Genomic DNA, 12,294 nt, shown 5'->3' with positions numbered 1-12,294 from the left:
GTGCGAGCTGCACGGCGCGACTGGGTGATGCGGGGGGGAGCGGTTCAGCTCGCCTTGGTCCAGCGGTAGACAGTGCGCTCGGAGACGGGGCGGCCGGCGGTGGCGCTGAGCCGGCGGGCGATCTCCTTCACCTTGTGGCCGTCGGCGCGCAGACGGGCGGCCTCGAGCGCGAGCTCGACGGTCGAGCTGGTGTCGTCGCTGTGCTTGGCCGGCGGCTCGGGCTCGGGTGCGTGCTGCTCGCTGACCTTCTCTTCCGCGGGCATCGTGGGTACCCCGACCAGGTGCGGCCGGGCGGGAGGCTCTACGGGCTCTGAGGGCTCCGTGACGGCCTCTGTGACGTCCTCGGGCCCCTCGGCCGGGGAAACACTCGCGGGCTGCTCTGCGGGGGCGTTTACGGCGGCCTGGAGGGCGCCGGCGACCCGGCCCGGCTCGGGCATCGGGGCGAGCTGCTCAACGTGGATCGTGGCGGTGTCGCCGGTCTCGATACGGCGGGCGCGGTGCTGGAGCTGCTGCACGGTGATGACGCCGGCGCCGAAGGCCTCGAAGGCGGCAACGAAGGTGGAGATCTCGTTGTCCATGGCAGCGGGGTCGACGGTGCGGCGTACGACGCGGCCGGCGCGCTTCATCTGCTGGCGTGCGCGATCGAGCTGGCGCCGGGTAGCGGCGGTGCCGCCGCGCTCGGAGTCGTGGTGGAGGTCCCAGGCGTCCTGGTAGTCCTCGACGGCCTCAAGCGCGGTGTGCATCCGGGCGCTGGCGCGGAGCTGCGACCAGGTGCGGCCGGTGGCCAAGTGGCGATCGCCAACGAGCACCAGGTGCCACATCAGGGCCGCGAGGAACGGGACGATGAACCGGAACGCCGCGGCGGCCGCGGAGTGCCCAAGGGCGATCTCATGCCAGGCGGCGAAGACGGCGGAGGCGCCGGAGAAGCCCCAAGTGAGCCACAGGAGTAGACCGTTGGGGCGCTGCTGCTGGGCGGCCTCGCGAGCCATGATCGCGACCATGACGAGGCAGGCCTCGAGGATGCCGGCGGTGGCGTAGGCAACGCCGGTGGACATGCCGACGACGTCGCGGCCGAAACCGACCATCGCGATGTAGGCGCTGGTCGTGGCGATCGTGGCGACGCCTGCGGCGCCTACGAGGATGAGCCGGCGTGACTGCTGCGCCGGCGCTGCGGGCTGTGCGGTGGTGCTGGTCATCGGTCTCTACCTCTCTGGCTGGGTGGGGCCAGTGCTTAGGAGTTGTCTTTGGGGATGCGGTCGATCAAGCGGGCGCTAAGGCCGCTCTCGTCCTCGTCGTCGGTGTGCTGGGCTGCTTCCCATTCGGCCTCGACCTCGCGGAGGAGGCGGGCGCGGTGGTCCTGGGCGAGCGCTCCGTTGAGTTCGTCGGCGGCGTTGATCAAGGTCTGTGCGATCGCCTGGTGAAGGGCGGGGTTCGGCCCTGTCTCGGCGTACTTCCGGTAGCGCTCGGCGTCGGACTTCCAACGGTCGGCGAGCGCGCGAACGTTGGAGTCCGGCCCGTTCTTGCGGGGCTCGTGGATGCTTCGCCTCATCAGAACTTGCTTCCGCCGCGGGGTGCGTCCTTGGCGAGCCGGTCGACCGCGGCGCGGAACCGGGCGTTGTGCTGCCACAGGGCGATCATCGCCCGCATCCGCGAGTTGAGGTCGGCGCCGTCGTCGAGCTTGGCGAGCTGGAGCGCGCGGTAGTCGTCGGGGTGGAGGTAGAGCGAGGCGCGCTTGGCGTCGGCGGTGTCGACACCCTTCACGCGCAGCGGCTCTGCCTCGGGCTCGGCCGGCGCCGCCGGCTTCTTCGCGGCCGGCTTCCGGGCGGTGGTCTTCTTCGCCGGCGTGGCGGTGCTCTTCTTCCGCGGGCTCCTGGTCGCCTTCTTGGCCGGTGCCGGCGTCTCAGACTCGGACGCGGCCTCGGCCGCCTGGACGTCGCCGGCGCTGGGCTGTGCGGTGGTGACGTCCTCGGGGTGGCCGTCGGTGTCGATGACGACGGAGAGCGGTGCGCGCTTGCGTGCAGCCATGGTGATTGGTCCTTCCGAGGTGATGGGTTAGCGCCGGCGGGAAGCCGGGGTGTTGAGCATGGAGCGGATCTCGTTGACCAGGGCGCGCTGCTCGGCCTCGAGGATCCGGGCGTAGGAACGGGCGCCTGGCATGTCGATGACGGTCATCGCGCCTTCGTGAGCGTCGAAGTAGGTCATCGAGTGACGGATGATCGTGTCGGCGACCTTGACCGGCGGGCGGTGCGTGCGTCCGCGCAGCTCCTCGCGTCGCTCTTCGGCGAGCGGGAAGCGCTGGGTCGGAACCTGGTTGAGCACGAGCAAGTAGGGCAGACCAGTCGGGGCTACCTCGTTGTCGATGGCGTCCACCGTGGCCTCGAGCTCGATGAACTCCGCCTTGGACGGCATCACCAGGAGATCCGCGATCGGCTTGCCGTCGGCACCAGTGAGCATCGACTGGAAGGCGCCGACCGCAACGCCGGGCAGGTCGACGACGATGAAGTCATACGGGCTGTCGCGGCGGAGGTCGGCGAGCCTGTCCAGCTCGCCGACGGCGTCGGCGAGGTCGAACGGGAAGTGCTCGTCCTGGCCGCGGTTGATCACGCGGACGACGGTTCGCACGCTGTCGGCGTTGACCAACAGCACGTTGAAGTCTTCGGCGAGGATGCGCGCGGTGATCAGGGCTTCGGTGGATTTACCGACGCCGCCTTTGTCGCCGCTGCCGTAGCCAATGATCAATGCCATAGGGCCACGCTATCACTGTTTAGCGTGAAAACGCTATAGCGCATTCACGCTAAACAGTGGTGTCTACCGGCTATCGGTTGCGGTCTTGCCTGTGGCGAGCCAGAGGCGCGCTAGAGCCTGTTCGGCGGGCTCGGTCCGGGGGTCGCTGTAGTGAGTGGCCAGCGGCCTGCGAGCTAGCCAGGCTCGAGCTTCGTCGGCAAGGAGTCCCATTAGGCCGCTGGACTTCTGGAGTGGGTCCTTCGTCGTCCAGGCCAAGTGTCGGGGGATGCCCAGGCGCACCGCGGCCTCGCGGAGTGCTGCCTTGTCGTAGGCGACGCCGCCGCGGTCGACGTAGAGGGCGCTCTCGGTGAGTCGGGCGGCAGTGCTCCACATCGCCTGGGTGGCGTACGGCTGTACGTAGCGCTGTTTCCCGTCGGGTCCGATGAGGCGTTCGTAGAAGTCGGGAATCGGGAAACTGAGAGTCGCGGCCGCACGTCGCAACTGCTCACCGCGAAGTGCGCCGCTGGGGGACCAGCCGCCCAGGAACACCGCGTCAGCTCCTCCGCCGGAGATGACTGGGCCGGTGATGCCCAGATCGTTCAGCAGCGAGAAAACCGCGACGAGGGGGACTCCGGCTGTGACTTCCCAAAGCTCGTCGGTCTCCAGCGCGGTTGCCACCTCACGCCACCGTCCGACCACCTCGCGGGTGTCGATGAGGTGATGGTCGAGCCGGAGGTGGCCGGCGGCAGAGGCTGCGCCCACTGCGTCAGGGGAGCCAGGAACCGCGACGGTCACGGTTAAAGGGTTGAGGCCTTGGGCCTCGTAAACCGCGGCCAGGAGCTGTGAGTCGATCCCGCCGGACAGCATGAGCGCGGGTCGGGGGCCAGCTTGAAGACGTTCCTTCCCCCACTGGTCTAGGAGGTCGACCACGGCAGATGCTGCGTCGCCCGGGTTGTCGATGTCGCGTGGCCCGTCGAAGACAGTCAGCGTCTGAGCGGTGGGTTCGGCAAGGTCGTTCGTGCGGGTCACGCGTCCGTTCCTTCTTTCCATGTGGGCAGGTCGACTCGATACACGAGTTCGGTGATGTCGCCAGGAAGGACGAAATCGGAGTACTCGAGGAGCTGGTCGTTCGCGTCGTAGGTGAGCTTCCGGAACACGAACACCGATACGCCGGCCTGGATCGCGAGGGCTTCCGCCTCCTCGGGCCGTGGAGGTCTCACGGTGACCCGGTCGACGACGTAGGCCGGCTCAGCATCGACGGTGAGCAGCTGGTGCATCGTGCCGCCCTCCCATGGCTTGTCGCTCTCGTTGAGCAGGGCCGGGTTGCGCTCTGCGACAGAGTGCAGGAGGTACGACTTGCCGTTGCCCAAGAGCCGCTCGGAGTTCCGGGCACGTGTGTAGTACTGGCGCGCCAGGAGCTGCGTTCCGGGCGCGACGCCGAAGAGGGCCGCTTGCTCGTCGTCCGCCGGCTCGATCGAGCGGACCGTTGGGGCGAAGCTGAGATCAGACTTGCTGAGACCGGTGTCGAGCTCGGTGGCGCCAATCTGGCCGCGCTCACCATCAGGCAACAGGGCGCTGCGCTTTTCCTCGCGGTAGCGCTCGGGCTGCCGGCGAACGATCCTCTCGGGCTGGATCCGAACGCGAGTAGTTCCACCCTGTGCCCCTGTCAGAACGCCCATCGTCTTCAGGCGCTGAATCACCTTCGAGACGGTGTTCTTGTGGGTTTCCCACTCGACGGCGAGGTCGGAAATCGGCGGTAGCCGACCGCCGGGCTTGTAGTCCCCGCGGTCGATCGCGGCGAGCAACTGTCGCTCCAGCTCGTCTACGCGCACGCCGGGAGAACCGGCCGTCTCTGTCGTCTCCATGCGAACCATCCTAGGAAGGTTTGGCTCGAAACGGTAGACAACGCCCCGCGACTCGTGGCAACCTTCCTGTGAAGGTTCATCACGTGAAGGTTCAGCACAGGAAGGTTTGACCATGAAGGTTCAGCTTGAAGCGGCGAACACCACGGAGCTCCTGGCGAAGTACGCCGACGAGCTCGCGGCGATGCTCGATCAGATGGTGGACGCGCGGAAGGTCTCGTCCCACCGACTTCGCGAGGTCCGCGACTCGCTCGGCGAGATGCACGTGGAGCTTGACCAGGTGACCGCCGATCTCCGCCAGAGCGTCCGCGACGACGTTCGCCAGGGCGTCGAGCAGATCAAGTACGTCCGCCTGGTCGGGACCGCGGCGTGAGCACGCCGGCAACGCAGATGAGGAGTGGTCACTGATGATGGAATTCTTCGATTGGTTCACCCAGCCGCTGAGCCTGGGCGGGCAGATGGTGATCTGCGCCGGCACTCTCGGTGCCGGCGGTGTGGCTGCCGCGATCGTTCGGATGGCAGTTCGCGGCCAGCACGCGGGAATGGTGGCCGCGGAGCGCGGCTCTGATGTCGCGGAGGTCGTCGACTTCCCGAAGTCCGAGAAGGTCCGCGCTCGCGTCGAGCACGTCGACCTGGACCTGAGCGACCTGATCCGGTGGGGCCGTGCGGCTGGCGCAGGTGCAGGCGAGCCGGACCGTGGCGACCTGGACGAGGAGTCCGACGAGATCGCCGATGTGCTGCCTCTCCTTCCGCGGGCTGAGCGCGCCGCGCTCCGGGCTGGAGGTGCGCGATGAGGTTCATCAGGAAGTCGCCGGCGCAGCCGCCGGCAGGGGTCCGCCTCGAGGACGTACGCGAGGCTCTGGAGGGCGCCCGATCGGGCCAGGTCGTGTTGGGCCTGGGCGAGACCGACGGCGCGATGATGCTGGATCTCGACTTCGCGCACACGCTCCTGGTCGGTGACACCGGTTCGGGCACGTCGGGGCTGATGCGCTCGGTTCTGGGCCAGGTCCTCGCCCATGGCGCCGAGGTCGTCGTCCTGGACCGCACCGCCCGGCAGAGCTGGGCCAAGGCTCACGTGGACGTGACCCACGCCGGCCGGATCGACGAGATTCACGCTGAGCTTGTCCGTCTGGGTAAGGAGCTGGAGCGCCGCGAGAACGTCGCGGCGTCCGACATCCTGACCGCCCGTCGGGTCGTGGTGGCGATCGACCACCGCGCCGGCCTGGCCGAGGCTCTGCAAGCGCGCTGGACCGAGCGCCGCTCCTGGGGCGAGCCGCAGGTGTCGCCGGCCGTGGAGGCGCTGGCGGCGCTGGAGTGGGCCTCACCGATGCTCGGGCTGCACATGGTGGCCGCGACCAACTCGGGGTCCTCGCTGGCCGCGACCACTCGCGAGGCGTACGGCGTACGCATCGTCTCGGGCCGTGTGGGCACTCAGGCCTGGCCGGTGTTCACCGGTGGCCTGTCGCGCCCGCTGGCCGCGACGTCGCGCACGCCTGGCCGGTTCTGGGCGGTTCGAGGAGCGACCACGGCGCCGCTGAGCGCGCTGTACCTCTCCGAGGTCGAGGCGCTGCACCTGCCCGCCGCGCTCCTTCTCGCCGACGCGGGTAAGTGGGGTGCGGCATGAGGAACGTTCGCAGCTACACCCGCACCGTCAACGGCAGGCAGGTCAACGTCGGCGAGCACTCGCGGACCGGCGATGCGAAAGCCAAGGGGAAGGGCGGCGCAGCTCGTCGCGGTGGTGGGAAGGGTCCCGCCGGCCGTTCGCTGGCTCGCCGGGCCTGGACCAACACCAAGAAGGCGTGGAAGCACGGCCGCCGCAAAAACAAGAAGGCGATGGTCCTGTTCGGGGCGCTCGCCTTGGTCGAGATCGTCGCCTTCGTGTCGCTGAACACCATCGCGTTCGCGCTGGTCTCGGTGGCAACGATCGCGATTGGCACCGCCCTGGCGGCGGCCTCGATCGCCAATGGAGGGAGCAAGAAATGATCATGTGGCTGATTCTTCTGCCGTTCCGCTACGTCCTCGGGATGCCGCTTTCTGGCGAGCGGCAGACGAACGCCACCTTCTTCGCCGATGGTGACGGGTGGGCGGTGGCTGACGCGCGCCGCCGGTCGTTCTTCGGCACGCGCGAGCCGTACAAGTGGGACCTGATGGCCGGCTGGAAGCGCGGACTCTGGCGGCTGGGGATCCCGGCCGCTCTGGTGGGCATCTGGTGGTGCTGGACCAATCACCAGACGCTCACCGCGACGGCCCTGGTCATCGGTTCCGGCATGGGCCTGGGGATCTACGCGGCCGCGACCTACCGCCGGGTGCGGGAGGCCGAGCACATGCGCCGCTACGTCCTGCCGCTGCACCAGGCGCTCGCCCCGCAGCTCGGGTACGGCCCGGAGATGAAGCCCCGGCACTGGATCCACGTCCCGATGAACTTCCGCGACGAGGACGCCGAGATCCGCCTCGAGCTGCCGGTGAGCTTCTACGCCGGCCCCGAGGAGGCGGGCACGCTGCGCGCCGGTCGCTCGATGCGCGGCGCGATCGACGGCTATGTCTACGAGAAGCTGGGCCTGTCTAGCGCGGACATGATCGCCTCCTACGCGATGCAGGGTGAGTTCCCCGCGGTGACCTACAAGCACCGCGCCCGGGTCCCGAAGCTCGTCACCGCCGACGACATCCGCGAGCACATGGAAGCCGCGGACGAGTCGGCCCCGGTGATCGGTCTGACCCGCGGCAAGAAGCCGGTCTCTATCGACCTGGACTCGGAGTCGCCGCACGTCGCGGTCTCGATCGGCACCGGTGGCGGTAAGTCGATGCTGACCCGTTCGGCGATCATCCACGTTCTGATGCACGGCGGCCTGGTCGTGGTGCTCGATGTGAAGCGCACCTCTCACCGGTGGCTGAAGGGTCACCCGCGGGTGCTCTACGTCCGCGACCCTGCCGACATCTCCGCGGCTCTCCTTCGCCTTCGTGCGGAGCTGGACCGTCGTCAGATCCTCACCGACGACGAAGAGGACGCCTGGCCGGGTCCGCGAATCCTGGTCGTGGTCGAGGAGCGCAACACGATGGTGGGCGCGATCAAGTCGTGGTGGGCCAAGACCCGCACCAAGGAGGACCCGACGACCCCGCCGGCCCTGGACGCGCTCAACGAGCTGGCGTTCATGGGCCGTGAGCCGATGATGCACCTGTGGTCGATCGCGCAGAGCGCGACGGCCCGGACGATGGGTGGTCCCGAGGGTCGCGAGAACTACGCCTGCCGCATCCTGGGCCGGTTCACCTACGGCAACTGGAACATGCTGGTGGGCAAGGCTCACGCGATGCCGAAGTCTTCGCGGCACCGCGGCCGGGTCCAGGTCGTCATGGAAGAGGTGGTCGAAACTCAGACCACGATGTGGGAGAAGGAGGAGGCGCAGGAGGCGGCCTGGTCGATCTTCCCGGAGGGTCTGGACACCCCCGAGATCGCGCCGTCTGTGGACGACTTTTTCGGCCGCCTGGTGGTGGGCGATCTGCCCGGTTCGCCGGTGGTTTCGGGCGAGGTTCTGGAGGCTCACGACGATCTCCTGGCGCTGCCGTCCCCTGTCCCCGCGATGCCTTCTGACCTGGGAGAACAGCGGGGGACAGTCCCCGAGGAGTCCCCGGTTTCGCGTGAAAACGTGGAAGCGCCAAAGCGCGAAAACGTGATCCAGTTTGAGCGTCCGGTGACCCTGACGGAGGCCCTGGAGAAGGGCATTCTGACCGGGTTCTCCCCGGACCTGAAGAAGGCCAAGGACGCCCTGAAAAAGGCCAAGCGCCGGGCCGGTAGCGAGTTCCCCCAGGCGGTCGGCAAGCGCGGCAACGCGGACGTCTACAAGCCGTCTCAACTGGCCCATTGGGAGCGCAACCGCCCCCGCGCGACGAGCGAGGAAACCGCATGATCGCGCGGCGTGTCTCGGGCGCTTTTGAGTGTGAAACCCCTACGTTTTTGACCCATGAAGCGGGAGAAAACACGCGGGGATGCCTGGTCGCTGACGGATGTGGTCAACGCGTCTGGTCGTTCGCGAAACAGCGTGAACGTGCTGGCGCGCTTGCTCCTGCCGGCGGAGCTTCTGGAGAAGCGCGCGGGGCGAGGAGCTGCGGTGCAGTTGCCCGAGGACGTGGCGCTGGCGCTGGTCGCCGCGTTGCGAATCGGGCTGCTGGATCCCGGGGTAATCACGGCGATGAAGAAGGACCCTGCCGCTGCGCTCGAGGCGGCGGACGGTCTGGCGAAGCTGGCGCGCCTGGTGGCGACGCCGGCCGAGGGCAAGGCCGCGTAGATGAGCTGAACAAAGAGGTGACCCCCTCCGCTGCGCCAACAGCGTCGGGGGTCAAAGAACGGGTTTGCTGGCTGGCTTTCCCGGGTTGTCACAAGCGTTTCGCCACGCGAAGCGACGTTTTCCCTAGCTATGCGACGAAATGAGAGTACCAGTGAGCTCCGCTCCAGTTGAAGAAGTGACCGACGGGTCCTCCTACGACCGCGTGATTGACGCGCTGGCCGCGGCCGGCGTTGTGGTTGGCACGCCAGGGGCGACGCAGGCCTACGTTCGGTGCCCGGCGCACGATGACCACGAGCCGTCATTGTCGGTGACCTGGAAGGTCAACAAGCGCGGCGGAGGCGAGACGTTCGTCTACTGCCAGCGCAAGTGCAACCGGCACGATGTCCTCGCCGCGATCGGCCTGGTCGACGCGGACCGCTACGACACCCCTCCCTTCCGCGGGCGCTCTTATTCGCCACGGGTGGCGAAGTCGCCGAAGGTGGCGAACACCGTGGCGAACCCGGTGGCGAAGGCAGTGGCGAAGGTTTCGCCACGTGGCGACGATGGCGAAACGGGTGGCGAGATCTCCGCCACCGCCGGTGGCGAACTTCGCCATGGCGAGCCGGTGGCGAACCCGGTGGCGAAGAAGGTGGCGAAGTCTTCGCCACGGCGAAAGCGCGGCGAAGCGGCTGGCGAAGCTGGTGGCGGAACCGGTGGCGATCGCCTCGAGCTGGTGGCGACGTACGTCTACCGCGACGAGGCTGGCGAGAAGGTCTTCGACATCCGCCGGTGGCGTGGCGGGATGGCGAAGTTCTCGGCTCGCCGCTACGACAAGAACGGCAAGCCGACCAAGGGCGCCCCGGCGGCTGCCCGGCGGGTGCTCTACAACCTGCCCGCGGTGCTGGCCTCGAACCCGAACGCGGGCGGCGTGGTCTACCTGTGCGAGGGCGAGAAGGATTCGGACGCTGTAGCGGCTCAGATCGACGCTGGAGGCCCTAGCGCGTCCACCACGGCACCATTCGGCGCCGGCGACTCTGACGGGCGTTTCTCGGCTGTCTGGCTGCCCCAGTACACCGAAGCTCTGCGCGGGAAGTTCGTACGGATCATCTGCGATCGCGACGTCGCCGGCTGGAAGCACGCGCTGCGCCTGCTCGAGGAGCTGGCGCCGGTCGCGTTCGGTGTCGAGGTCGTCGAGCCGGTCGACGGCAACGACGCTCACGACCACCTGGCCGCCGGCTACGGCCTGGCGGACCTGGTGCCGCTGACCCGCGAGGACCTGGTGGCGAGGATCGCCGCTGGCGAAACCGCTGGCGAAACCGCTGGCGAAACCGCTGGCGAAGACCGTGGCGAAGTTTCCGCCACGGCGGGTGGCGAAGTTTCCGCCATGGCGAACGTGTCGCCGGCGCCGGCGACCCCTGGCGAAACCGGTGGCGAAGACCGTGGCGAAACCGGTGGCGAAGTTCTGCCGTTCCCGGGTCGTGGCGGTGGCGAAGGTGGCGACGGTGGCGAACGTCGACCTGGTGGCGGTGGCGGATGGGGCGATGTGCCCCGGCGCCGCATCATCCTGCGCGACAAGTTCGAGGCGAACCCGGAGGGTCTGTTCAAGGTCAAGACCGACGTCGAGCGCGACCGGGCCGGCGCCGTCACGCAGGTGACCGAGATGCTGACCGAGATCCTGCCGGTGCGGGTGCGCCTGGCGGGCCGCTGGGTCGAGGACCTGTGCGACGGGTCGCCGGCGCTGATGACTCACGTCGACCTGGTGGCCGACCGCGAGGGCGAGACGCACACGATGCGCGCGGTCGAGCTGGACCGTTGGAAGAACTGCACCTGGGTCAACGAGCTGCCCTGGCCGGCGACGTTCCAAGACACCGGCGGCGGTCGCTCGACGCTGCGCAACGCGATCATGGCGACGTCGGGTCCGGTGCCGCTGACGGTGATGTACGGCGTTCTCGGGTGGCAAGAGATCGCCGGCCGCTGGGTCTACCTCCACGCCGGCGGCGGGATCGACGCCAACGGCCCGGTCTCTGATGTCCGGGTGAAGTTCGATGAGGTCCTGGCCCCGTTCGAGCTGCCGGCCTCGCCGGCGACCCGCGCCGAGCTGCGCGATGCGGTGATGGCGTCGGTGTGCCTGTTCGAGGTCGTCCCGTCCCGCGTGGCTGCCCCCTTGCTGGGCGCGGCCTACCGGGCGCCCCTGGGCTTCTCGCGTACGACGGTCATGCCGTTCGGGCCGAAGGGTTCGGGCAAGACGGGTGTTGCGGCGTTCGCGGTCCAGCACTGTGCGCCTGGCGCTCGTCACGACCGGATGCCCGGCGCCGGAGCTGGCGAGGACGCCGGCACGGTGACCGCGCTCGAGGAGCTGCGCTACCGCGCCGGCGACGTGCTGCTGCCCCTGGACGACCTGGCCCCGGACCGTGGCACCGAGCGCGCGTCGGTGCGCTGCGCGGTGATCGCCCGGTCCCAGTTCAACCGGACCGGCAAGGCCCGCGGAAAGCGAGAGGGCGGCGTACGCGCGATGCACCCGCCGCGGTCGCTGCCGCTGGTGACCGGTGAGGAGACCACCACGGTTGAGTCCGCGGAGTCGCGCATCGTGACGCTGAAGGTCGGCCGCGGTGATGTGAACCTGGCGGACTTGGAGCTGTTCGACAGCAACGGCGACCCGGAGCGCCGCGCCTCGCTGACGGCGGCGCTGGTGCGCCACTACGCCCCGGTGAAGGGCACGCTCGATGACACGCTGCGCGAGAAGCGAGCCGAGCTGGCGGCCGAGCTGCGCGACGAGAACGCGGCTGACCCTGGTCTTGATGCGCGTCACTCGGAGTCGGTGGCAGACCTGGCCGTGGGCTGGTGGGCGATGCTCGCCATGGCCGAGGAGCGTTCCGCGATCACCGCGGCCGAGCACGCCGAGCACTGGGCGCGAGCCTGGGACGGCCTGGTTGAGTGCAAGCGCCACCTGATGGCCGGCGCCGCACGTCGCACCGCGTCCGACCGGGTCCGCGAGCTGATGCGAACGCTGCTGATGCAGGGCAAGGCGACGTTGCGCGCCCGCGATGGTGTCTCGGCGCCGTCGGGAGCAGAGACGCTGTGTGGGTGGGAGCAGGACCCCATCAACACGATTCCGGCGGCTCAGCCCGGGCAGGCGCCGCTTCCGGTGTGGCGCGAGCGCGGCGAGGCGATCGGCTGGACCGACGGCGAGAAGGTCTGGCTGAACCCGGGTGCGGCTCACTCGGCGCTGGTGGCCCAGAGCCGCCGCGAGCACGACGAGCTGACCTACACCGGCCGCGGCCTGGCCGAAGCGCTGGCCGATGCCGGCGTGATCCGGACCGAGGACGACCGCGGCATCCGTCGTACGACGATCAAGGCGCCCCGGATCGGGACCGCCCGGCCGCGGGTGTGGGAGATCGAGTTCTCCTGGCTCTTCGACGACGAGGGCGACGAGGACGGCACCCCTGCCG

At 69.0% G+C, this 12,294-nt stretch carries 12 protein-coding genes and 1 pseudogene; 7 read left to right on the top strand and 6 right to left on the bottom strand.

All coding sequences use genetic code 11. The annotated features are described in order from the left end of the window. Window positions 1-44 precede the first annotated feature (44 nt). From ACRDPS_RS21995 to ACRDPS_RS21970, 6 genes are all read right to left on the bottom strand, one after another. The gene (locus ACRDPS_RS21995) at window positions 45-1,196 is read right to left on the bottom strand and encodes a hypothetical protein (RefSeq protein WP_431503799.1); all 1,152 of its coding nucleotides are present in this window, start codon (window positions 1,194-1,196) and stop codon (window positions 45-47) included. A 35-nt stretch (window positions 1,197-1,231) separates the two neighbouring features. Further along, window positions 1,232-1,549, bottom strand: a complete 318-nt coding sequence (locus ACRDPS_RS21990; protein WP_431503798.1) for a hypothetical protein — start codon at window positions 1,547-1,549, stop codon at window positions 1,232-1,234. Next, entirely contained in the window at window positions 1,549-2,025 is a 477-nt protein-coding gene (locus ACRDPS_RS21985) for a hypothetical protein (RefSeq protein WP_431503797.1), read from the bottom strand. The genes ACRDPS_RS21990 and ACRDPS_RS21985 overlap by 1 nt, the downstream gene beginning before the upstream one ends. 27 nt (window positions 2,026-2,052) lie before the next feature. Continuing rightward, window positions 2,053-2,745, bottom strand: coding sequence for a hypothetical protein (locus ACRDPS_RS21980; protein ID WP_431503796.1), 693 nt, complete (start codon window positions 2,743-2,745; stop codon window positions 2,053-2,055). 63 nt (window positions 2,746-2,808) lie between these two features. Continuing rightward, the gene (locus ACRDPS_RS21975; protein ID WP_431503795.1) at window positions 2,809-3,753 is read right to left on the bottom strand and encodes an asparagine synthase C-terminal domain-containing protein; all 945 of its coding nucleotides are present in this window, start codon (window positions 3,751-3,753) and stop codon (window positions 2,809-2,811) included. After that, a complete protein-coding gene (locus ACRDPS_RS21970; RefSeq protein WP_431503794.1) occupies window positions 3,750-4,589 on the bottom strand; it encodes a GntR family transcriptional regulator in 840 nt (279 codons plus the stop codon). Before ACRDPS_RS21970 ends, ACRDPS_RS21975 begins: the two co-directional genes overlap by 4 nt. 112 nt (window positions 4,590-4,701) lie before the next feature. Here ACRDPS_RS21970 and ACRDPS_RS21965 point away from each other — a divergent pair, with 112 nt between their 5' ends. From ACRDPS_RS21965 to ACRDPS_RS21935, 7 genes and pseudogenes are all read left to right on the top strand, one after another. Continuing rightward, entirely contained in the window at window positions 4,702-4,959 is a 258-nt protein-coding gene (locus tag ACRDPS_RS21965) for a hypothetical protein (protein ID WP_431503793.1), read from the top strand. A gap of 37 nt (window positions 4,960-4,996) precedes the next feature. Then, the gene (locus tag ACRDPS_RS21960) at window positions 4,997-5,380 is read left to right on the top strand and encodes a hypothetical protein (RefSeq protein WP_431503792.1); all 384 of its coding nucleotides are present in this window, start codon (window positions 4,997-4,999) and stop codon (window positions 5,378-5,380) included. After that, window positions 5,377-6,210: a hypothetical protein gene (locus ACRDPS_RS21955; protein ID WP_431503791.1), complete on the top strand. Its 834-nt coding sequence runs from the start codon at window positions 5,377-5,379 to the stop codon at window positions 6,208-6,210. Before ACRDPS_RS21960 ends, ACRDPS_RS21955 begins: the two co-directional genes overlap by 4 nt. After that, window positions 6,207-6,569: a hypothetical protein gene (locus tag ACRDPS_RS21950; protein ID WP_431503790.1), complete on the top strand. Its 363-nt coding sequence runs from the start codon at window positions 6,207-6,209 to the stop codon at window positions 6,567-6,569. Before ACRDPS_RS21955 ends, ACRDPS_RS21950 begins: the two co-directional genes overlap by 4 nt. A gap of 2 nt (window positions 6,570-6,571) precedes the next feature. Continuing rightward, the gene (locus ACRDPS_RS21945) at window positions 6,572-8,488 is read left to right on the top strand and encodes a hypothetical protein (protein WP_431503789.1); all 1,917 of its coding nucleotides are present in this window, start codon (window positions 6,572-6,574) and stop codon (window positions 8,486-8,488) included. 54 nt (window positions 8,489-8,542) lie between these two features. Then, window positions 8,543-8,866, top strand: a complete 324-nt coding sequence (locus tag ACRDPS_RS21940; protein ID WP_431503788.1) for a hypothetical protein — start codon at window positions 8,543-8,545, stop codon at window positions 8,864-8,866. Window positions 8,867-9,017: 151 nt separating this feature from the next. Beyond that, window positions 9,018-12,294 (top strand): annotated as a pseudogene (locus tag ACRDPS_RS21935) (hypothetical protein); the annotation flags it as partial.

Source organism: Nocardioides sp. (assembly GCF_050699375.1).
Classification (GTDB): Bacteria; Actinomycetota; Actinomycetes; order Propionibacteriales; family Nocardioidaceae; genus Nocardioides.
This window is presented reverse-complemented; position numbering and strand designations above follow the sequence as displayed.